This is a genomic window from Mesorhizobium sp. B3-1-8 (genome assembly GCF_006439495.1).
In the GTDB taxonomy this organism is placed as follows: Bacteria; Pseudomonadota; Alphaproteobacteria; order Rhizobiales; family Rhizobiaceae; genus Mesorhizobium.
In genome coordinates, this window is sequence record NZ_VFTK01000010.1 from 156,744 (window position 1) to 177,367 (window position 20,624).

Below are 20,624 nucleotides of genomic sequence, written 5' to 3' on the forward strand. Positions count from 1 at the left end.
GCCGCTTCTCATATCTTTCCTCCAGGGCCCGGCTCGCGCCGGGCCTTTTCTTTTTGCCGTCATCGCGTCATGAGTGCGTGCATGGCAAGCGACGACGACATCATCATCTCCGGCGAAGCGGTCATTCGCGCGGGCGACCTGCATGAGGACTTCATCCGCTCGTCCGGTCCGGGCGGCCAGAACGTCAACAAGGTGGCCACCGCCGTGCAACTGCGCTTCGACGCGGCGAACGCTTCCGGCCTGTCCGAGCGGGTGCGCGAGCGCGCCATCAAGCTTGCCGGCCAGCGCGCCACCAAGGACGGCGTCATCGTCATCGAGGCCGGCCGTTTCCGCACCCAGGAGCAGAACCGGGCCGATGCGCGGGCGCGGCTGACGGCGTTGATCGCCAAGGCGGCCGAGCCTCCACCGCCGCCGCGTAAGAAGACCAGGCCGTCCAAAGGCGCCGTGGAGCGCCGCCTCAAGAGCAAGGCGGGCCGATCGACGGTGAAAAAGCTGCGCGGCCGTGTCGAGAACGATTAAGCACGGTTGAATCGGCTGCTTCCAATTCTGGGTTGCAGGTGGCAAGCTCCGATTGCTGCAACAGCGAGGAGACCAGCCATGGGTATTTTCGATTTCGTCAAAGGCGTCGGCAAGAAGCTCGGCATCGGCGGCGACGACGAGGCATCGCCAAATGCGGATACGTTGAAGAAGGAGCTCGATTCCCACAAGCTGGGCACGGACGGCGTCGAGGTCGCCGTCCAGGGCGACACGGCGGTTTTGAAGGGCACGGTCAAGGATCAGTCGGTCTTCGAAAAGGCGGTGATCGCCGTCGGCAACACGCTCGGCGTCTCCAAGGTGCAGGCGGACGAGTTGAAGGTCGCGCCCGAGGCCGGCAAGGCGGCGCCGGCCAAGGAACCGACGCTCTATACCGTCCAGAAGGGCGATAATCTCTGGAAGATCGCCGAGAAATATTACGGCAAGGGAAAGGGCGCGAAGAACAACGTCATCTTCGAGGCCAACAAGCCGATGCTGACGCATCCCGACAAGATCTATCCCGGCCAGGTGCTGCGCATACCGGATATCGACCAGGCCTGAGGGGCATATCGCCGAGATTGAACGAACGGCGGCTTTCGGGTCGCCGTTTTCTTTTGCCGGTGGCATGCTGGAGCCGGATGATTTCAGGTCTGTTCGACCTGAAATCATCCGGCTCTAAATCAAAGAGATAGAGCATGATGTCGTCCGAAAGCCGCTTCACGCTTTTCGGCATCACGCTCCAGGGCGGATAAAACGGATCGACCCATGCTCGTACTTCCCAAAGGCGTCCGCCATATGCCGGGCTACATCGCCCGGCCGGCCCAGGAAGCGCTGGTCGAGGAGATCAGGCGCGTCGTGCAGGCAGCACCCCTCTACGTGCCGGCCATGCCGCGCACCGGCAAGGAGATGAGCGTGCGCATGACCAATTGCGGCGCGCTTGGCTGGGTCACCGACAAGGAGCGCGGCTATCGCTACCAGCCCACGCATCCGGTGACGGGCGAGCCCTGGCCGCCGATCCCGGAAGCCTTGCTGCAACTGTGGCGCGAGGTCTCGGCCTACCCGCATCCGCCCGAGGCATGCCTGGTCAACGTCTATTCGGCGGACGCAAGAATGGGCCTGCATCAGGATCGCGACGAGCAGGATTTCGCCGCGCCCGTAGTGTCGGTCTCGCTGGGCGACGACTGCCTGTTCCGGGTCGGCCAGGACAGGCGCGAAGGCGGCACGAAGTCGTTCAGGCTGAAGAGCGGCGACGTCGTCGTGCTGGGCGGCGAGGGACGCCTCGCCTTCCATGGCGTCGACCGCATCTATCCCGCGACCTCGGCCCTCTTGAAGAATGGCGGCCGCATCAATCTGACACTTCGGCGGGTGACGGTGCCGGGCTGACGCGAGTATCGCGAAGCAGCACCCGCACGGTCTCGTCCTCGGCGATTGGCCGGTAGTCTTGCATCAGACGGACATAGTCCTGGTGGCGCGACAGCTCTTCGGCCAAGGCTTGGTTGTTTTTCTGAATGATGAGTATCGTCGGTCGTTTCGTCTCGAGCTCGGCAAGCTTGCCGTCGATGTAGCGGTCGGCCATCTCACGATAGTGAGAGGCCGCCTCTTTGTTGCCGTCCCGGGTCGCGATCGCCGAAAGGTAAAGCGCCGTATCACTCAGCCAGTCGCTGCAATAGCGTGAGATCCATGTTCCGCCGAGCATGCGGGTAAGCGGATGGCCCGCCGCGATGTCTGAGCCGACCAGCGCGACGGTCGGTTGATGAACCGCGGCCTTGACCTTGGCGACGAATTCACCGCCCGGCTTTTGTGTTTTCATGAACGGAATGGCCGCGGCGACGACGATGGCGGCCAACAACAGCTTTTGCCCCGGTTCCATCGTTCTGCCCGCCGACGAACGTGGCGCCGGATCGATTTGCGCGGTTCTCATCAGCAGCGCCGCCAGCAGCAGGCTAAACGCCGGGAATGCGTGATAGGGCCAACCCTTGGCCTGGTAGATCAACGGCGCCGTTGCCGCCAGCGAAGCGAGCGTGAACACGCTGACCAATGGTGACGGGGTTAAGCCCGGCCGAAGAAAATGCAGCATCAGGAGCGCGATAAGATAGACCGGGGCATAGTCGATCAGCAACGCCTGCATGTTCCCCATCCGCATGTAGGTGTCGGCCAGTACCGGATAGATGACGCTGAGGAATTCCGGATAGCAAAGCATCACGGCCACGGCATAGGCGACGCAGATCAGGCCGATCACCCAATATTCGACCGCCAGCAATGGCAAAATCGACCGGCGCCGCCAGGCCACGTACAGCGCCGGGACGAACACCACCAGCGCGTAGTAAGGCTTCACCAACAACAGGACGCTGCCGCCAAGCCCGGCAAGCACCGCCACCAGCAGGCTTGGTCGTGTCTCGCTCGCCGGCGCCGCGCGCCAGGCCATCAGCACCAGCAAAGGCAGGAACAACGCAACGCCCAGATGCTCCCGCTCGCTGAAGGCATTGCCGGGAAAGATGACCAGCAGCGCCAGGAACAGCGGCAGCATGGACAACAGCGCGCTGTTCTCCGCAAAGCCGGCCTGTCTGGCGATCAGCGCGGCAAAGCCGAGACCAATCAGGCAGACCGCATAGGCGTAGACATGGATCACCACTTCCGGCGACAGGCCGAGAGCCTGCGCCAGGGCCACGGCCGGCAGGAACAACCAGGGCGTGAACGGCGGATTGACCTCGAACAGATCGACATAGAGCCGGGAGCCGGAAAGCACCCGTTCGGCCATGGTGATTGCCCAGCTGGTGTCGGGTATGACGCCCCATCGCATTTGCCAGGGCACCGCCGCCGCCAAGACGAGCAGGCAGAGGACCAAGGTCCGTGTCACCACGCCGGCGCTGGACACGCCGGCCGGCGAGCGGTCCAGGATCGGGGTCATGGCCGATCTCTCGGCAAGCGAAGCGCGGGTTTCCATGTTCATCGGACCACCGCCGTGAAGACGAATTGGCGCAGGATAATGAAGTTCAGGACCGGAACCAGCGTGCAGGCCATTGCCACCGGCACCAATGCCGGCAGCCCGACGACGTCGGCGAGCACTACGGTCAGCCCGACCGTGAGCAGGAAGCCGATCGCCGTGGCGCAGGCAAAGCGGATGATCTCGAAGCCCACCGCGCCGTCAGACATGAACGTCACGAAGCGGTGCCCGCAGTAGGAGAACACCGCGCCGGTGCCGTAGCCGGCGATCGAGGCGACCGCCGCCGGCATGCCGAAGCCATCCCGGTCCGATAGCGCCAGCGTCACTCCCGCATAGATCAGGGTCGATACGCCGCCGATCGCGGCAAACCGCAGGATTCGCGCCGACTCCGAACGACCCATGGCCCATGATCGTAATCGCTGGCCGGGCGAGGGAGCTCCTGCAGCCACGATCTTCTGCTGATTGAGCGCCTGCAGCAAAGTCAGCCGAGCCGCCGTTCGCGCTCTGCAGGCGCGTACCTCGGCGCTTCGGCATTTCTCATCGCGGCGATCGCTTCCTCAAAACCGGTTAATCGATCGACCACATAGAGCGGTCTCCGCTTCACCTCGGCATGGATACCGCCGACATAGAGGCCGATGATGCCGGTCATGAAGAGATTGATGCCGGACAGGAAGGAGATGATCACCACCGTCGATGTCCAACCATGGACGACGTCGTTGGTGAAGAGCCAGGAAGCCAGGGCGTAAAGGCCGAGCACGGCCGCAAAGCCGGAAATGGCGAGGCCCGACCACAGCGCCAGCCGCAAGGGCTTGTCGGAAAAGCTGATGACGCCATGGACCGCCAGCCGCACCATTTTCCAGAACGGATATTTGGTTTCGCCGGCCGCGCGCTCGGGCCGTTCGAACGACACCGCCGTTTGCTTGAAACCCATCCAGCCGAACATGCCGCGCACGAAGCGGTCGCGCTCGGGCATCTGCTTGAAGGTTTCCAGGGCCTTTCGTCCCACGAGCCGGAAATCGCCGACGTCGCGGGGGATGGTCACGGAGGTCATCTGCTCGAGAGCGCGGTAGAAGAGGCTGGCGCTCGCACGCTTGAAGAACGTTTCCCCCTCGCGTTTGGTGCGGCGGGCATAGACGATCTCATAGCCTTCCTTCCATTTGGCGACGAGGTCGAGCACCACTTCGGGCGGATCCTGCAAGTCCGCATCCATGACGATCACGGCGTCGCCGGCTGCGGCGTCCATGCCGGCGGTGATCGCGATCTGGTGGCCGAAATTGCGCGACAGTTCGATCAGCCGGAAACGTGGGTCCGAGGCCGTCATGCCGCGCAGGAAGATGACGCTTGTATCCCGGCTGCCATCGTCGACGAAGATCGCCTCGGCGCTGGCGTCGAGCTTGTCGAGCAAGGCCGTGATCCGTCGCACGAGCAGCGGCAGCACCGCCTCCTCGTTGAAGATCGGAATGACCAGTGAATAGACCGGGGCCTCGCGGCCGGCGGCATTGCCCGCATTGATCACCGGTTGCCTCCCGACACCGCTGGAGTTTGGCTCGCAAAACTAGTCGGGATTGCCTAAGGCGCCGTTAAGCGGGTCACAATTTCCTTAACGCCACTTCCTCGATCAGGTGGTTGGCGCCCTTGCGCAGGATGAGATCGGCCCGCGCCCTGGTCGGCAGGATGTTCTCGCGCAGGTTCTTCAGGTTGATGTTGGCCCAGAGCCCTTCGGCGATGGCCCGCGCGGCATCCTCGGAGAGCTGCGAATAGCGGTGGAAGAAGGAGTCCGGATTGCGAAAGGCGGTTTCACGCAGCCGCATGAAGCGCTGGATGTACCATTGATGGATCAGCTTCTCGTCGGCATCGATATAGATGGCGAAGTCGAAGAAGTCGGACAGGAATGGCACGATCTTGCCGTCCTTCGGCAGCTTGCCCGGCTGCAGGACGTTGATGCCTTCGAAGATCAGTATGTCCGGACGGTCGATGGTGACGAACTCGCCGGGGATCACGTCGTAGGTCAGGTGCGAATAGACCGGCGCGATGACGCTGTTTTGCGCCGACTTGATGCCGGACAGGAACCTGAGCAGCGCGCCGACGTCGTAGCTCTCGGGGAACCCCTTGCGCTCCATGAGGTTCTCGCGGCGCAGGATCTCGTTGGGCAACAGGAAGCCGTCGGTGGTGATGAGGTCCACCTTCGGGCTCGACGGCCAGCGCGCCAGAAGCTGCTTCAGCACGCGCGCCGTGGTCGACTTGCCGACCGCGACCGAGCCGGCGATGCCGATGATGAAAGGGGTCTTGACGACATCCTGCGCCTTGAAGAAGGCCTGGCGCTGCCTGAACAAAAGCTGGCTCGCCTCGACATGCGCCGAAAGCAGGCGGGACAACGAAAGGTAGATGCGCTTGACCTCTTCCAGGTCGACCGGGTCGTTGAGCGAGCGCAGCCGGTCGATCTCTTCTCCGGTCAGCGTCAGCGGCGTGTCGGCGCGGAACTGCGACCATTGCTCGGCGGAGAAGAATCGATAGGGGGAATACTTCTCAGTCGGAGCCAGTTGGTCCATCAGGTTTCCTGCCCTCCTCGCCGTCAGCCCCGGGCCATCAACCGCGGGGACGGGACGCCTTTTCGGCGATGCCCGAGCGGCCGGTTCGGCTCTCGAGCTCCTTCAGCACGTCGTCAAGCGGAATGCCCGCTATGCCAAGGACGACCAGCCAATGATATATAAGATCGGCACTTTCCGAAACGAGGGCCTGCCTGTCGCCGCGGATGGCGGCGATCACGGTCTCGACCGCTTCCTCGCCGAGCTTCTGCGCCGCCTTGTCCATGCCTTTGGCGAACAGCTTCGCCGTCCATGAGTCAGCGTCGCCGGAATGGGCGCGCTGATGGATGATCGTTTCCAGCTCGGCGAGCGAAAATTGAGCCATAGCAGTGGTTTAAGTCCGATACGCCGACGAGTCCAGCCGCATCGGCAGGCCGGCTCTGGCCATGTGCGCCTTGGCCTCGGCGATCGTGAAGGTGCCGAAGTGGAAGATCGAGGCGGCAAGCACCGCGCCGGCATGGCCGTCGCGGATGCCTTCGACCAGGTGATCGAGCGTTCCGACGCCGCCGGAAGCGATCACCGGCGCGCGCACCGCGTCTGCAATTGCGCGGGTGAGCGCAATGTCGTAGCCGGCCTTGGTGCCGTCGCGGTCCATCGAGGTCAAAAGGATCTCACCGGCGCCGCGCTCGGCCATCGTCTTGGCGAATTCGACCGCGTCGATGCCGGTCTTCTCGCGTCCGCCATGAGTGAAAATCTCCCAGCGATCGGCTTCGCCGGCCGCCGACACTTTCTTGGCGTCGATCGCCACGACGATGCACTGGTTGCCGAACTTGTCGGCGGCTTCCGCGACGAAATCCGGGTTCTTCACCGCCGCGGTGTTGATCGATACCTTGTCGGCGCCGGCCAGAAGCAGCTTGCGGATGTCGGCCACCTGGCGCACGCCGCCGCCGACGGTGAGCGGCATGAAGCACTGCTCGGCCGTCCTGGCGACCACGTCGAAGATCGTCTCGCGATTGTCGGACGATGCGGTGATGTCGAGGAAGCAGAGCTCGTCGGCACCAGCCGCATCATAAGCCTTGGCGGCTTCGACCGGGTCGCCGGCATCGATCAGGTCGACGAAATTGACGCCCTTGACCACGCGGCCGTTCTTGACGTCGAGGCAGGGGATGACGCGGGCCTTGAGCATCACTTGCCTTCCAGGGTCGAGAGCAGGTCGACCACCAGTTCGCCGACCAGCGGCGGCACGTCGCCCTTGGGGTCGAAGGCCGGATCGTAGGCGGAAATGGTCAGCCCGGCGATGGCGAGCGGACCGGCGAGACCGCACATCGCGGTGCGGACCTGTTCGGGCGCCGGACCGCCGGGCGTGGTGTAGCGGTTGGCCTGCAGCTTCTCGGGATCGTGCACGTCGAGGTCGACATGCATGTGCACCTGGTTTGCGCCATCGGCCTTCAGCCTTTGCGCAGCAGCCTTCCAGTCCGGGCACTCGGTCCGGATGACGGGCAGCGTTTTCAGCAGCTCCTTCTCGGCCTCGTCGAGGTCGCGCGCATTGACCAAAACACAACGCGACGGATCGACCGGCTTGAAGCCGGGGATCTGGTTGGCCATCGGCCGCCAGCACAGGCCGAGTGCGACAGCCAGCGCCATGCCGTCGAGGAAGCCGGTGGTGGAGGTCTCAGGCGTGTTGAGGTCGCCATGCTGGTCGGCCCAGATAATGGCATCGGCGCCGGCACCGGCCACGGCGCCCGCGACGGTCAGGCAGTTGCCCGCCAGCACGATCGGAAACCGCTTCTTGTCCATCGCGATGCGGACCTGGCCCGAAACGGCATTGCAGACGGCGAATCCGGTGCTGATCTCGCGCTCTTCTTCGTCCTCGACCACCTTGCCGATGTCATGCACCTCGACGTCGTGGCCAGCGAGCTTCAGCGCCTCGGCCAGCCCGCCCGAGATCAGCGCGTCCGGGCCCTGGCCGCAGCCGCCGTGGAAATGGCCGCTGTCATAGGATGCCAGGATGATGGAAATGTTCACGCTCTTGCCTCCGCCCGCTCGCCGCGCAGGATCGCCAGCGCTTCGGCCGGGTCGATACGTCCGTCATATAGGGCGCGGCCGGAGATCGCGCCTTCGAGTTTGTGCGCGTCGGGCATGGTCATGCGCACGATGTCGGCGATCGAGGCGAGGCCGCCGGACGCGATCACCGGAATGGACACCGCCTCGGCGAGGTCGATGGTCGAATCCCAGTTGATGCCGGTCAGCACACCGTCCCGATCGATGTCGGTGTAGATGATGGCGGCCACACCTGCGCCCTCGAACTTCTTCGCCAGCTCGATGACGCCGAGCTCGGAGGCCTCGGCCCAGCCCTCGACGGCGACCTTGCCGCCCTTGGCGTCGATGCCGACCGCTATTCTTCCGGGAAAGGCCTTGCAGGCTTGCTTGACCAGTTCGGGTTCGCGCACCGCCACCGTGCCGAGGATAACGCGCGTCAGGCCGCGGTCCAGCCAGTCTTCGATCTGCGGCAAGGTGCGGATGCCGCCGCCGAGCTGCACCGGATTCTTCGTCGCCTTCAGGATGGCGCCGACCGCCGCTGAGTTGACGCTCTGGCCCTTGAAGGCGCCGTTGAGGTCGACGACATGCAGCCACTCGAAGCCCTGGTCCTCGAAGGCCTTGGCTTGCGCGGCGGGATCGTCATTGTAGATGGTGGCGGTGGCCATGTCGCCGTGCTTCAGGCGCACGCATTTGCCGTCCTTGAGGTCGATCGCCGGAAACAGGATCATGGGTCAGGCGCCCTCGACGATGACGAAATGGCCGGTCGAGGCGGCGAGCCGGAACTTCGAGGCATGCTGGTATTCAGGCGAGTGATAGCATTCGATCGCCTTGTCGTAGGTGTCGAACTCGACCAGCACGTGACGGTTGCCGGTCGCTCCTTCCGGACTCTCGTAGCGGCCGGCCCGGACCGGGAACTTCGCGCCGTATTTCGCGAAGGCGACGGCATTCGCTTCGATATACTGCTTGTAGACGTCCGGATCGCGGACATCGATCATCGCCATCCAATAGCCCTTCTTGCTCATTTTCAGGGCCTCCACTTCAAGAAGTTGGTGATCAAGGCCAGGCCGAGCGCCTGGCTCTTTTCAGGATGAAACTGCGTGCCGGCGATATTGTCGCGCGCAACCGCTGCCGTCACCGCGCCGCCATAGTCCGCTGTCGCCACGATCTCGGCCGGATTCTTCGCTTCCAGATGATAGGAATGGACGAAATAGGCGTGCAATCCCTTCGCGCCGGTCTCGATGCCGGAAAACAGCGGATGCGGGCGGGTAAGCTCGATCGTGTTCCAGCCGATCTGCGGGATTTTCAGCGCCGGATCGGACGGCGTGATCTCCTTGACGTCGCCGGCGACCCAGCCGAGGCCCTTGGTGACGGTCTTTTCGAGGCCGCGTTCCGACATCAGCTGCATGCCGACGCAGATGCCGAGGAAAGGCCGCCCCTTGGCGATTGCCGCTTCCTCCACCGCCTCCCACATGCCCGCCACCGCGTGCAGGCCGGCGGCGCAGTCGGCATAGGCGCCGACACCCGGCAGCACGATGCGGTCGGCGGAACGCACCCGCTCGGCGTCGGCCGTCAACTCGATGGCCGCGGCAAGGCCAGCCTCGTGCGCGGCGCGCTCGAAGGCCTTGGTGGCCGAGCGCAGATTGCCCGAGCCGTAGTCGATGATGGCTACCCGCATGTCAGGGCCTTCCGGGCGTATGGGTCAGTCCCAGCGCCATGCCTGTCTGTGGCGGACGGGCCAGCGACGCATCCGGCACGATGCGCGGCATTGGCGCCTCCTCCTCGACATCGCCGGCGGTTTCCAGCGCATGGCGCGTCTCGGCATCGCCGAGATTGCCGGCCTCGACCACGCCCCATTCCCGCCAGCCGCGCCGGCGAAGTGCCGCGATGCGCAGGCCCCGGCCTTCGAACCCGACATAGAGCGAGACCAGCAGCGACAGCAGCGATCCGGCCGCTTCGAGCCCGAGCCTCTCGCCGAGCACCGACAGGAGCGCCATGACGATGAAGGTCAGGGCCGCCTCGATCCACAGCCGGTGCCAGGCGAGCCAGAGCGGCGCGGCCAGGAAGCCCAGCCAGGTGAAACTGTCGCGCACGAAGATCGCGTCCTCGGCTTTGTTGCCGCCAGCCGGCGGCTGCATCACCACATAGATCGCCATAGGGCTATCCTTTCAGGGATCCCTTGGTGGAAGGCACCGTGTCAGGCTGGCGCGGATCGCGCTCCAGCGCCGCGCGCAGCGCCCGCGCCACCGCCTTGAAGCAGGTTTCGGCGATGTGATGGTTGTTGGCGCCGTAATGGTTGGTCACATGCAGCGTGATGCCGGCATTCTGCGCCAGCGCCTGGAAGAACTCGCGCACCAGTTCGGTGTCGAACGTGCCGATCTTCGGCGACGAGAAGGCGACATTCCAGACCAGGAAAGGCCGGGCGGAGACGTCGATCGCCGCCCTGGTCAGCGTCTCGTCCATGGCGAGGTCGATCGAGGCGTAGCGCATGATGCCACGCCGCTCGCCCAGCGCCTTGCTCAACGCCTGGCCGATCGCGATCCCGGTGTCCTCGACCGTGTGGTGGTCGTCGATATGCAGGTCGCCCTTGGCCTTGATCGTCATGTCGATCAGCGAATGCCGCGACAGCTGGTCGAGCATATGGTCGAAGAAGCCGACACCGGTCGAAATGTCGGATTTTCCCTTGCCGTCGACATGGACGGAGACCGAAATCTCGGTTTCCTTGGTCTTGCGGCTGACTTCGGCCGAACGCGTCATCGCTCTGTCCTTGTTGCCCTGTTCGGAGGCGCCAGGGCTTGAAAACGAAAGCCTTCTATCAGCATGATCCGGCGATTGCCAGTTGCCATTCCTAGCGGTATGGCCTCGGCTGAGGGGCGGTTTGCAATCGTTGGCCCTATGCATACATATGGCCGATCAAACTCACTCGTACCGCGCCAATCGCCTTTCCAAGGGATAGCGCGCATCGGAGCTCAAATGTCGAACGAACTCACCATGCACGCCACGACCATCATCAGCGTGCGCAAGGGCAATAAGGTCGTGATCGCCGGCGACGGCCAGGTCAGCCTCGGCCAGACGATCATGAAGGGCAACGCCCGCAAGGTGCGCCGCATCGGCAAGGGCGGCAGCGTCATTGCCGGCTTCGCCGGCGCCACCGCCGATGCCTTCACCCTGCTCGAGCGGCTCGAGGCCAAGCTCGAGCAATATCCCGACCAGCTGACGCGCGCCTGCGTCGAGCTCGCCAAGGACTGGCGCACCGACCGCTATCTGCGCCGCCTGGAAGCCATGATGCTGGTCGCCGACAAGTCGGTCTCGCTGGCGCTGACCGGCAATGGCGACGTGCTGGAGCCCGAGCATGGAGTCATGGCCATCGGTTCCGGCGGCAATTACGCGCTGGCGGCTGCCCGCGCGCTGATCGACACCGACAAGGATGCCGAGGAGATCGCCCGCAAGGCGATGCAGATCGCAGCCGACATCTGCGTCTACACCAACAGCAATTTTGTTGTCGAAACGCTCGATGCCGCCTGACGACCATGATCCCGAACCGAAGGACCGCGAAAGCGAAAAGTGGCCGCCGGTTTTCGGAAGAGATCATGGTCGAACCAGCAGACACATATGATTTTCGGCCGGTCACGGAAAAAGACCTGCCGATGATCGCCAGTTGGCTGCGCGAGCCGCATGTTGCCGCATGGTGGGACGATCCGACCAAGGAAATCGCCGAGATCCGCGAGCATATCGATTCGGTCTCGGTAGAACCGCTGATCGTCGAGCTCGGCGGCAGGCCGATCGCCTATCTGCAGAGCTATGACCCGCATATGGAGGACGATCATCCCTATGCCGATCAGCCCTTCGGCACGCTTGGCATCGATCTGTCGATCGGTCCGCCGGAGCTGGTCGGCATCGGCCATGGCTCGGCCATCGTGCGCCAGTTCGTCGAGGAGCTTTTCGAGGAAGGCGCGCCGCGCGTCATCATCGATCCGCATCCCGACAATGGCCGCGCCATCCGCGCCTATGAGAAGGCGGGCTTCAGGCCGATCGGCCGCAGGCATTCGCAATATGGGGACGTCGTGCTGATGGCTGTCGAGGCGGCCGAAGACGACGAAATTTTGGGGGACTGACCGAATGACCGCATCCGAACAGGACAAGACGCTATCGGCCTATGAGGACAGCTGGCGAATGGGCCTGCTGCTCGTGCTTGCCCTGGTCATCTTCCAGGCGGGCGCCTTGTACGGCATGGGCCATCCGCCGATCTGCACCTGCGGCTACGTCAAGCTCTGGCACGGCGTGGTCAACAGCTCGGAGAATTCCCAGCACATCGCCGACTGGTACACCTTCTCGCACATCATCCACGGCTTCCTGTTCTACGCGCTGGCGACGTTCCTGTTTCCCCGCTCGCCGGTCGGGCTGAGGCTCGCTTTCGCGGTCCTGATCGAGGGCGGCTGGGAGCTTCTGGAAAACAGCCCTTTCATCATCGACCGCTACCGCGCCGGCACGATCTCGCTCAACTATTACGGCGACTCCATCATCAACTCGGTGTCCGACACGCTGTTCATGGCGCTGGGATTTGTGATGACGCGAAAGCTACCTATATGGGTGATCGTGGCCCTGGCGCTCATCTTCGAGCTCGGCACGGGCTACATCATCCGGGACAATCTGACGCTCAACGTGATCATGCTGCTGCATCCGTTCGAGTCCATCAAGCAGTGGCAAAGTGGAATTTGAGTCTTATGAGCACCTTTTCTCCCCGTGAAATCGTTTCGGAACTCGACCGCTTCATCATCGGCCAGAAGGACGCCAAGCGCGCCGTGGCGATCGCCTTGCGCAACCGCTGGCGCCGCCAGCAGCTGGAAGGCCAGATGCGCGAAGAGGTGATGCCGAAGAACATCCTGATGATCGGCCCGACCGGCGTCGGCAAGACCGAGATCTCGCGCCGCCTGGCGCGGCTTGCCGGCGCGCCCTTCGTCAAGGTCGAGGCGACCAAGTTCACCGAGGTCGGCTATGTCGGCCGCGATGTCGAACAGATCGTGCGCGACCTCGTCGAGGTTGCCATCGGCCTGGCGCGCGAAAAGATGCGCGGCGATGTCAATGCGCGCGCCCAGGTCAATGCCGAGGAACGCGTGCTGGAAGCCCTCGTCGGCAAGACGGCGAGCCCGGCGACCCGCGACAGCTTCCGCAAGAAGCTGCGCGACGGCGAGCTCGACGACAAGGAGATCGAGATCGAGGTGGCCGACACCGGCACCGGCGGCATGCCCGGCTTCGAGATTCCCGGCATGCCCGGCGCCAATGTCGGCGTGCTCAACATCAACGACATGCTGTCGAAGGCGATGGGGGGCCGCAAGACCAAGACCCGCAAGACCACGGTGCGCGATTCCTACGCGCTGCTGGTCAATGACGAGTCCGACAAGCTGCTCGATCAGGACGAGGTGGTGCGCAGAGCGCTGGAATCGGCCGAAAACGACGGCATCGTCTTCCTCGACGAGATCGACAAGATCGCGGCCAGGAGCGACATTTCGGGCGGCCCGTCGCGCGAAGGCGTGCAGCGCGACCTGCTGCCGCTGGTCGAAGGCACCACGGTCGCGACCAAGTATGGGCCGATCAAGACCGACCATATATTGTTCATCGCTTCGGGCGCCTTCCACGTCTCCAAGCCGTCCGACCTGCTGCCCGAGCTGCAGGGCCGCCTGCCGATCCGTGTCGAGCTGCGCGCGCTGGAGAAGGCGGATTTCATACGCATCCTCACCGAGACGGAGGCAAGCCTCATCAAGCAGTATATCGCGCTGATGAAGACCGAGGGCGTCGAGCTGACCTTCACCGACGACGCCATCGATTCGCTGGCCGGCATTGCCGTCGACCTCAACGCCAGCGTCGAGAACATCGGCGCCCGACGCCTGCAGACGGTGATGGAGCGCGTGCTGGACGAGATCTCCTACGACGCGCCGGACCGCAACGGCACGGCCGTCACCATCGACGCCGCCTATGTCGAGAAGCATGTCGGCGACTTGTCGCGCAACACCGACCTGTCGCGGTTCATCCTTTAAGCCTGTCTTGGTTTCGGGGCTCAAGCTCGCCCCGAAACGCCCTCGCCAATGCCCGAATTAGAGCCGGGTTCAGGCCGGCCTGAAACGCTCTTCCAATGCGAAGTGTGGCCAAATGGAAGCATCTGGCCACCATTCTGGTGGGTGGCTCGAAGCCTTCTCTCGACTCTGCCACGCGCTTTACCTAGTTTGCCGCGCATTCGAAAGCGGCGGCGTATGAAGAAACTTATCCTGCTTTTTCTCGGCATGGCCTTGGCGACGGCGGTGGCAACCGCCGATGCCGCGACAATGGTGCCGCCGGGCAACCGCTACAGCGTGCAGCCGGATATTCCGGGCGCCTCCAGCCGGCGCACCCAAGCCACCAACACCACCTTCCAGGCCAAGTACCGCAAGGTCTACGCGCTGTTGCAGAACGACGCCGAGCTGCGCGGCAAGATCAGGAAGGTGGCGGCGGCCTACGGCATAGACCCCATGCATATCGTCGGCGCCATCGTCGGCGAGCACACCTACAATGTCGACGCCTATGACCGCCTGCAGACCTACTACGTCAAGGCGATCTCATACCTGTCGAGCAAGCTTTCCTTCGCCTATCACGGCGAGGACGTCAGCGATTTCATCCAGCGGCCGGAATTCAAGAAATGCGCCGGCATGGACGACAGCTACGACCTTTGGGAATGCCGCGAGCAGGTCTGGAACCGCTCCTTCCGCGGCAAGAGCGTCGGCGGCGAGGATTTCCCCGACGACCGCTTCGGCGCCACCTTCTTCCAGCCTTATTATGCCGGCCAGACGTTCGGGCTCGGCCAGTTGAACCCGCTGACGGCGCTGCAGATGAGCGACCTGGTGCACAAGGTCTCCGGCCTGCCCAGGCTCGACGTCAGCGACCCCAACGCGGTCTACAAGACCATCATGGACCCGGACCTGACGCTGCCCTACGTCGCCGCGACCATCAAAAAGTCGATCGACGCCTATCGCGGCATCGCAGGCTTCGACATCTCGAAAAATCCGGGCCTGACCGCCACGCTCTATAATGTCGGCAATCCCGAGCAGCGCGCCTATGCGCTGAAGGCCGAGAACGAGAAGCGCAGCGCCGCCGGCGAGCCGGAAAAGCTGCCGGAGGAGAATTATTACGGCTGGCTGGTCAACGACAAGCTGGACGAGCTGAAGGCGCTTTTCTAAAAAACCTCACGCCGCCAGCAGCGACTTCAGCTTGACCGCCTGCGAGCCGAGCGCTTCCGGCGCCGGGCTCGCTCTCTTGGCGATCAGCATCTCCGCCAGGCGGATGTCGCGCGCCACCGAATTGCCGGGGCCGATGCCGCTGGCGGCAACCAGCCTGCCGTCCTGCGCCAAATGGAACAGGATGAAGGCGCCGTCATCGAGGTCGCGCCGCACGATGCTCTTGCCTTCGTCCGACAGCCCGGCGATTTGCAGGGTAAGCCCGTACTGATCCGACCAGAACCACGGCACGGCGGCATGCGCCGCATCGGCGCCCAGCATGTTCTTCGCAGCCAGTGCGCCCTGTTCCTGGGCGTTGCGCCAGGCCTCCAGCCGCACCCGCCGGCCGCCATAGACGGCGAGCGGGAACGAGCAGCAATCGCCGGCGGCGAAGATATCCGGATCGGCTGTGCGCAAATGCTCATCGACAGCGATGCCGTTGTCGATTGTTAGCCCGGCTTCGGCGGCAAGCCCCGTCACCGGCACGGCGCCGATGCCGATCACCGTGAGATCGGCGATGACCTTCCGTCCGTCGGCCAGCGTGATGCCGACCTCCGCGCCGTCATCGTCAATCGCCGCGATTCCCTGGCCGGTGCGGATCGCAACGCCCTCGGCTTCATGCGCCTTGTGGATGATTTCGGCGATCTCGGCCGGCACGCCGCGCATCAGGATGCGCGGCTGCGCCTCGATGACCGTGACGGTGGCGCCAAGCTTGCGCGCCGAGGCCGCGAGCTCGAGGCCGATGAAGCCGCCGCCGATGATGGCGACGCGGTTGCCGGCGCTGAGATGGGCGCGAATGGCTAAAGCGTCGTTGAAGGTCCTGAGATAGACGCAGCGGCCGCCAAGCCCCGGCATCGGCAGCTTGCGCGGCACCGATCCGGTCGCCAGCAAAAGCTTTTCATATGGCAGGGAAGAGCCGTCCGACAGCCGCACGACGTGCGCGCCGCGATCGATCGCGACGGCGCGGACGGAATGGATGTGACGGATCGAGCGTTCGGCGAAAAGCGCGTCGCTGGCGATCGCCTTGATGGCCGGCGCCTCGCCGGTCATCGCTTCCTTCGACAGCGGCGGCCGCTCATAGGGCAGATGCGGCTCGTCGCCGACCAGCGCGACCGGCCCTTCGAAACCGAGATCGCGGAGCGCAAGCGCGGCGCGCCCGCCACATTCGCCTGCTCCGATGATCACCATCCCCGCTTGCATGATCTCACCCGATCCGGATCAGGACTTTTCCGGCGTCGACCTTGACCGGATAGGTCTTGAGGTTGACGCAGACCGGCGCGCCGCGCGCGTCGCCGGTCTTGTAGTTGAAGCGGCCGTTGTGCTTGGGGCATTCGATGATGTCGTCCATCACCAGCCCGTCGGCCAGATGCACCTTTTCATGCGTGCACAGGCCGTCGGTCGCGAAATATTCGTCGTCCGGGCTGCGGTAGATGGCAAAGGTGCGGCCGGCATGGTCGAACCGCATCACGTCCTCTTCGTCGATGTCTCCGGCCGCGCAGGCCTCGACCCAGTCGCTCATCTCGTCCTCCAGCGAATATCCTTGAATTTCCTTGGGCCTCACTCCGCGGCGGCAGCCATCGGAATATCGTTATGCAGTTCCTCGCGATAGGGCTTCGCCGTCGGCGGCAGCGCGCGCTTGAGGAAATAATCCTCGTTGCGCAACTGGCGCAGGAAGGCCGGGACCATCTCGCGATAACCGGCCAGGATCGAAGGCGTCGGCGCCGGCAGGTCGTGCTTGATCATCTCATGCAGCTTCGGCAGCGCGTGATAGGGCACCATCGGGAACATGTGGTGCTCCACATGGTAGTTCATGTTCCAGTAGATGAAGCGGCTGATCGGGTTCATCAGCACCGTGCGGCTGTTCAGGCGGTGGTCGATGACGTTGTCGGCGAGGCCGCCATGCTGCAGCAGGCCGGTCATGACGTGATGCCAGGCGCCATAGAGCCGGGGCAGGCCGATCAGCATCAGCGGCAGCCAGGAATGCAGGTAGAGGGCCAAGGCGATGGTCGCGACGTAGATGGCGAGCCATAGGCGGGCCACCCGGATCGCCTTCGGCTGGCCCTGCTCTGGAATGAAGGTTTTTTCAGCGGCGCTGATGACGCCGGCGGCGTTGCGCACCATGTCGACCACCGCGTGCCAGGCGTCGAGAATGCCGAAGAAGTTGAGCACCACGCGCAGCAGGTCCGGCGGCCGCATGACGGCGATCTCCGGGTCGCGGCCGACGATGATGGTGTCGGTGTGGTGGCGCGTGTGGCTCCAGCGCCAGGTCACCGGGTTGCGCATGATCATGAAGCAGGCGAGCTGGTAGACGGCGTCGTTCATCCACTGCGTGCGAAAGGCCGTGCCGTGGCCGCATTCGTGCCAGCGGGAATCGGTCGAGGAACCGTAGAGCGTGCCGTAGACGAACAGGAACGGCACGCACCACCAGCTGCCCCAGAACCAGATGCCGCCCGCGCCGCTGAGAAGCATGGCGCCGAGCCAGATGAGCGTGTCGCGGATCGCCGGCTGGTCCGAGCGCTGCATCAGCTCTTTCATCCGCTTGCGTGGGATTTCGGTGTGGTACCACTCGGCCGCCGCCAACCCGTTCTCGACAGCGCGTTTTGCATCGCGGCCGGTCAGGCTGTAGTCGCGTGGCGGCGCCGCCGAAGATGTCATGGCCGTCATTGAAGTTCCTCCAACAGCGCCTGGTGAACGGCTCCGGCAGGTCCGGGCTCGTCCATGGCCAGCTCCACTTCAACATACCGCCAGCATATGATAGGCTCAACATCAGAAAGATAGTTTCTATCATTTCCTATCAGAATGAGATATCCTCAGCCGGATAAGCGATGGAGCATTCATGGCAAAGCGGCCGACCATTACCGATCTCGCGCGCGTCTCGGGCGTCAGCGTCGCTACCGTCGACAGAGTGCTGAACAGCCGCTTGCCTGTGCGCGAGGAGACGGCGCGCCGGGTCTACGAGGCCGCCACCGAGATCGGCTATCACGCGGCGGGACTGATCAAGCAGCGCATGCGACAGGAATTGCCGGAATACCGGCTCGGCTTCCTGCTGCTGAGGGGCAATGACGTCTTCTATGGCGATTTCGCCAGGGAGCTCGAACTGGCGGTCGCACAATCGCAACGCTTTCGTGGTGTTGCGACAGTCGATTTCGCCGCCTCGCTGGCGCCCGACGAGATTGCCGCCCAAATGCGCGGGCTGGCGGCGAAGTCGAGAGCCATTGCCGTCGTCGGCCCGGATCATCCGACGCTGACGGCGGTCGTGGAGGCGCTGAAGGCGAGGGGGCAGCCGGTCTTCTCGCTGCTGTCCGATTTTGCCGCCGGTATCCGCGAGGGCTATGTCGGTCTCGACAACCGCAAGGTCGGGCGCAGCGCCGCCTGGATGATCGCCAAGGCCGCCAGGAAGCCCGGCAAGGTCGCGCTCTTCGTCGGCAGCCATCGCTTCCACGGCCATGAATTGCGCGAGATCGGCTTCCGCTCCTATTTCCGCGAGCATGCGCCGGACTTCACCGTGATGGAGACGCTGGTCAACCTCGAGGCCAATGACGTCACGCATGGCGCCATGCTCGATCTTCTGGCACGCCATCCCGATCTTGCCGGTTGCTATGTCGCCGGCGGCGGCATGGAGGGCGCGGTCTCGGCACTGAGGGCGGCGAGCCCGGCCGAGATGCCGATCGTCATCTGCAACGAGATCAACGCCGTCTCGCGCGCCGCGCTCGCCGACAACATCCTCACCATGGTCATCTCGACGCCACTCGCGGCACTCTGCCGGGAACTCGTCGGGCTGATGGCCCATGCCATCGAAAGCGGCGCGGCCAATGCGCCGGGACAGACCTTCCTGCCCTTCGACATCTACCTGCCGGAAAATATCTAGCGTCCGCCGTGAAAGAATCCATCAGGCTGATGGATTCTTTCACGGCGGTTTGCCGCGATTCTGGCCCATGCGGCGTTGATCGTGGGTCTTCGCCGCGACAATCGCGATCGAAAAACCGACTGCCCCAGTCGGAATCACCCTTGACGTTTCCAAACGAAATGGAATAAATATTTCACTAACTAGGCTTTTTGGTTCTTTCGTTCCGAAGCGTCTGTTTCGAACGGAGGAAGAGGCGTTCCACCGGATTGGCAGCGCCGCATGGCCGCAGGGAGAGATTCCCCGGGCAAACCGGGGATTCCGGTTCAAATGGGTGCAGCCGGACACCAAGTGGAGGAGAGATAAAATGAAGAAACTGCTTTTGGGCGTCGCGCTTTCGGCGCTGATGTGTTCATCCGCCTTCGCCGCCAAGATCGGCGTTTCGATGGCCAAGTTCGACGACAACTTCCTGACCGTGCTGCGCAACGGCATGATCGCGCAGGCCAAGGGCATGGACGGCGTCGAGCTGCAGGTCGAAGACGCGCAGAACGACGTGGCCAAGCAGCTAGACCAGATCAAGAATTTTGCCGCATCGGGCGTCGACGCCATCATCGTCAATCCGGTCGACACCTCGGCCACCCAGGCGATGTCGGATGCGGCCGCCGCGGCCAAGATCCCGTTGGTCTATGTCAATCGCCAGCCGGTCAATGTCGACTCGCTGCCCGACAACCAGGCCTTCGTCGCTTCGAACGAGTCCGAATCCGGCACGCTCGAGACCAAGGAAGCCTGCCGCCTGTTCAAGGAAGCCGGCAAGAAGGAAGCCAATGTCTATGTGATCATGGGCGAGCTTTCCAACCAGGCCGCGGTGCAGCGCACCAAGGACATCGAGGAAGTGATCGCCACCCCGGACTGCAGTTTCATCAAGATCATCGACAAGCAGACCTCGAACTGGGATCGTGACCAGGCGCAGAACCTGATGACCAACTGGCTGTCGTCCGGCAAGCCGTTCGACGGCGTCATCGCCAACAACGACGAGAGTGCCATCGGCGCCATCCAGGCAATGAAGGCGGCCAATGTCGACATGAAGTCGGTGGTCGTCGGCGGCGTCGACGCCACCCAGGACGCGCTGGCCGCGATGCAGGCCGGCGATCTTGATGTGACGGTGTTCCAGGACGCCGCCGGCCAGGGCGCCGGCGCGCTCGACGCGGCGCTGAAGCTCGCCAAGGGCGAGAAGGTCGAGCACAAGGTCTATGTGCCCTTCCAGCTTGTCACCCCGGCGAACATCGACAAGTTCCTGAAGAAGAACTGAGGCCGCACTTCTCGATGAGCGGCGCGCCGACGCATCGGACCGGCTGAAATCGGCTGCTGTTAAAGCGGCACCGCTCCCTTCGTTCTCCCGCCCCACCGGGCGGGAGAACCGGCGCGGTCATTCGGAGGAAGAAGACGTGTCACAGACATCGCATGGCATTGGCGGGCTGAGCTACGACGCCAAGAAGCGCCCATGGCCCGCCGAATTC

26 protein-coding genes are annotated in these 20,624 nt (G+C 63.9%); 11 read left to right on the forward strand and 15 right to left on the reverse strand.

What is annotated here, in order from left to right; translation table 11 throughout:
• Positions 1–81 precede the first annotated feature (81 nt).
• The 3 genes from arfB (at position 82) to FJ424_RS11995 (ending at position 1,896) form a co-directional block, all read left to right on the forward strand.
• Positions 82–519, forward strand: a complete 438-nt coding sequence (gene arfB / locus FJ424_RS11980; protein WP_140641734.1) for an alternative ribosome rescue aminoacyl-tRNA hydrolase ArfB — start codon at positions 82–84, stop codon at positions 517–519.
• Between the two features lie 78 nt (positions 520–597).
• Positions 598–1,074 (forward strand): peptidoglycan-binding protein LysM, encoded by a 477-nt coding sequence (lysM, locus tag FJ424_RS11985; protein ID WP_140658730.1) that lies wholly within the window; start codon positions 598–600, stop codon positions 1,072–1,074.
• Between the two features lie 204 nt (positions 1,075–1,278).
• Positions 1,279–1,896 carry an alpha-ketoglutarate-dependent dioxygenase AlkB gene (locus tag FJ424_RS11995; protein ID WP_140658731.1) on the forward strand — a complete coding sequence of 206 codons (618 nt, stop codon included), beginning with the start codon at positions 1,279–1,281 and terminating at the stop codon, positions 1,894–1,896.
• Here FJ424_RS11995 and FJ424_RS12000 read toward each other — a convergent pair.
• The gene (locus tag FJ424_RS12000) at positions 1,859–3,271 is read right to left on the reverse strand and encodes a hypothetical protein (RefSeq protein ID WP_140658732.1); all 1,413 of its coding nucleotides are present in this window, start codon (positions 3,269–3,271) and stop codon (positions 1,859–1,861) included. The genes FJ424_RS11995 and FJ424_RS12000 overlap by 38 nt on opposite strands.
• Here FJ424_RS12000 and FJ424_RS12005 point away from each other — a divergent pair.
• On the forward strand, positions 3,270–3,479 hold the full coding sequence (locus tag FJ424_RS12005; RefSeq protein ID WP_140658733.1) for a hypothetical protein: 210 nt from the start codon (positions 3,270–3,272) through the stop codon (positions 3,477–3,479). The genes FJ424_RS12000 and FJ424_RS12005 overlap by 2 nt on opposite strands.
• On the opposite strand, the gene FJ424_RS12010 is transcribed toward FJ424_RS12005, so the two are convergent.
• From FJ424_RS12010 to hisB, 11 genes are all read right to left on the reverse strand, one after another.
• Positions 3,460–3,858 carry a GtrA family protein gene (locus tag FJ424_RS12010; RefSeq protein WP_140641724.1) on the reverse strand — a complete coding sequence of 133 codons (399 nt, stop codon included), beginning with the start codon at positions 3,856–3,858 and terminating at the stop codon, positions 3,460–3,462. The genes FJ424_RS12005 and FJ424_RS12010 overlap by 20 nt on opposite strands.
• Before the next feature lie 80 nt (positions 3,859–3,938).
• Positions 3,939–4,973: a glycosyltransferase family 2 protein gene (locus FJ424_RS12015; RefSeq protein WP_246677225.1), complete on the reverse strand. Its 1,035-nt coding sequence runs from the start codon at positions 4,971–4,973 to the stop codon at positions 3,939–3,941.
• Between the two features lie 73 nt (positions 4,974–5,046).
• Positions 5,047–6,006, reverse strand: coding sequence for a type I pantothenate kinase (gene coaA, locus FJ424_RS12020; protein WP_140641722.1), 960 nt, complete (start codon positions 6,004–6,006; stop codon positions 5,047–5,049).
• 37 nt (positions 6,007–6,043) lie between these two features.
• Entirely contained in the window at positions 6,044–6,367 is a 324-nt protein-coding gene (locus tag FJ424_RS12025; RefSeq protein WP_140658734.1) for a phosphoribosyl-ATP diphosphatase, read from the reverse strand.
• 9 nt (positions 6,368–6,376) lie between these two features.
• Positions 6,377–7,171 carry an imidazole glycerol phosphate synthase subunit HisF gene (hisF, locus tag FJ424_RS12030; RefSeq protein ID WP_181182164.1) on the reverse strand — a complete coding sequence of 265 codons (795 nt, stop codon included), beginning with the start codon at positions 7,169–7,171 and terminating at the stop codon, positions 6,377–6,379.
• Positions 7,168–8,007 carry an arginase family protein gene (locus FJ424_RS12035; RefSeq protein WP_140658736.1) on the reverse strand — a complete coding sequence of 280 codons (840 nt, stop codon included), beginning with the start codon at positions 8,005–8,007 and terminating at the stop codon, positions 7,168–7,170. Before FJ424_RS12035 ends, hisF begins: the two co-directional genes overlap by 4 nt.
• A complete protein-coding gene (hisA, locus tag FJ424_RS12040; protein ID WP_140658737.1) occupies positions 8,004–8,750 on the reverse strand; it encodes a 1-(5-phosphoribosyl)-5-[(5-phosphoribosylamino)methylideneamino]imidazole-4-carboxamide isomerase in 747 nt (248 codons plus the stop codon). Before hisA ends, FJ424_RS12035 begins: the two co-directional genes overlap by 4 nt.
• 3 nt (positions 8,751–8,753) lie before the next feature.
• The gene (locus tag FJ424_RS12045; protein ID WP_140641712.1) at positions 8,754–9,044 is read right to left on the reverse strand and encodes a DUF1330 domain-containing protein; all 291 of its coding nucleotides are present in this window, start codon (positions 9,042–9,044) and stop codon (positions 8,754–8,756) included.
• A 2-nt stretch (positions 9,045–9,046) separates the two neighbouring features.
• The gene (gene hisH / locus FJ424_RS12050) at positions 9,047–9,697 is read right to left on the reverse strand and encodes an imidazole glycerol phosphate synthase subunit HisH (protein ID WP_140658738.1); all 651 of its coding nucleotides are present in this window, start codon (positions 9,695–9,697) and stop codon (positions 9,047–9,049) included.
• Between the two features lies 1 nt (position 9,698).
• On the reverse strand, positions 9,699–10,175 hold the full coding sequence (locus FJ424_RS12055; protein WP_140658739.1) for a DUF2628 domain-containing protein: 477 nt from the start codon (positions 10,173–10,175) through the stop codon (positions 9,699–9,701).
• A 4-nt stretch (positions 10,176–10,179) separates the two neighbouring features.
• Positions 10,180–10,776 (reverse strand): imidazoleglycerol-phosphate dehydratase HisB, encoded by a 597-nt coding sequence (gene hisB, locus FJ424_RS12060; RefSeq protein WP_140658740.1) that lies wholly within the window; start codon positions 10,774–10,776, stop codon positions 10,180–10,182.
• A 216-nt stretch (positions 10,777–10,992) separates the two neighbouring features.
• Between hisB and hslV the strand changes: the two genes are divergently transcribed.
• From hslV to FJ424_RS12085, 5 genes are all read left to right on the forward strand, one after another.
• Complete coding sequence (hslV, locus tag FJ424_RS12065) at positions 10,993–11,544, forward strand: ATP-dependent protease subunit HslV (RefSeq protein WP_140658741.1); 552 nt, start codon at positions 10,993–10,995, stop codon at positions 11,542–11,544.
• 65 nt (positions 11,545–11,609) lie between these two features.
• Positions 11,610–12,134, forward strand: coding sequence for a GNAT family N-acetyltransferase (locus FJ424_RS12070; RefSeq protein ID WP_140658742.1), 525 nt, complete (start codon positions 11,610–11,612; stop codon positions 12,132–12,134).
• Positions 12,135–12,138: 4 nt separating this feature from the next.
• On the forward strand, positions 12,139–12,738 hold the full coding sequence (locus FJ424_RS12075) for a DUF2585 domain-containing protein (RefSeq protein ID WP_140658743.1): 600 nt from the start codon (positions 12,139–12,141) through the stop codon (positions 12,736–12,738).
• Between the two features lie 5 nt (positions 12,739–12,743).
• Complete coding sequence (hslU, locus tag FJ424_RS12080; RefSeq protein ID WP_140658744.1) at positions 12,744–14,054, forward strand: ATP-dependent protease ATPase subunit HslU; 1,311 nt, start codon at positions 12,744–12,746, stop codon at positions 14,052–14,054.
• 213 nt (positions 14,055–14,267) lie between these two features.
• Positions 14,268–15,227 (forward strand): DUF1402 family protein, encoded by a 960-nt coding sequence (locus FJ424_RS12085; protein WP_140658745.1) that lies wholly within the window; start codon positions 14,268–14,270, stop codon positions 15,225–15,227.
• Between the two features lie 6 nt (positions 15,228–15,233).
• Here the strand turns inward: FJ424_RS12085 and FJ424_RS12090 are convergent, their stop codons facing one another.
• From FJ424_RS12090 to FJ424_RS12100, 3 genes are read right to left on the reverse strand one after another with little or no spacing between them, the layout of a single operon-like run.
• Positions 15,234–16,451 (reverse strand): FAD-dependent oxidoreductase, encoded by a 1,218-nt coding sequence (locus FJ424_RS12090; protein WP_181182165.1) that lies wholly within the window; start codon positions 16,449–16,451, stop codon positions 15,234–15,236.
• A gap of 16 nt (positions 16,452–16,467) precedes the next feature.
• A complete protein-coding gene (locus FJ424_RS12095) occupies positions 16,468–16,782 on the reverse strand; it encodes a MocE family 2Fe-2S type ferredoxin (RefSeq protein ID WP_140658747.1) in 315 nt (104 codons plus the stop codon).
• 38 nt (positions 16,783–16,820) lie between these two features.
• Positions 16,821–17,927, reverse strand: coding sequence for a fatty acid desaturase family protein (locus FJ424_RS12100; RefSeq protein WP_181182166.1), 1,107 nt, complete (start codon positions 17,925–17,927; stop codon positions 16,821–16,823).
• A 172-nt stretch (positions 17,928–18,099) separates the two neighbouring features.
• Between FJ424_RS12100 and FJ424_RS12105 the strand changes: the two genes are divergently transcribed.
• Together FJ424_RS12105 and FJ424_RS12110 are read left to right on the forward strand one after the other, a co-directional pair.
• The gene (locus tag FJ424_RS12105; RefSeq protein ID WP_140658748.1) at positions 18,100–19,131 is read left to right on the forward strand and encodes a LacI family DNA-binding transcriptional regulator; all 1,032 of its coding nucleotides are present in this window, start codon (positions 18,100–18,102) and stop codon (positions 19,129–19,131) included.
• A 343-nt stretch (positions 19,132–19,474) separates the two neighbouring features.
• On the forward strand, positions 19,475–20,416 hold the full coding sequence (locus tag FJ424_RS12110; RefSeq protein ID WP_140641688.1) for a sugar ABC transporter substrate-binding protein: 942 nt from the start codon (positions 19,475–19,477) through the stop codon (positions 20,414–20,416).
• Positions 20,417–20,624: the final 208 nt, after the last annotated feature.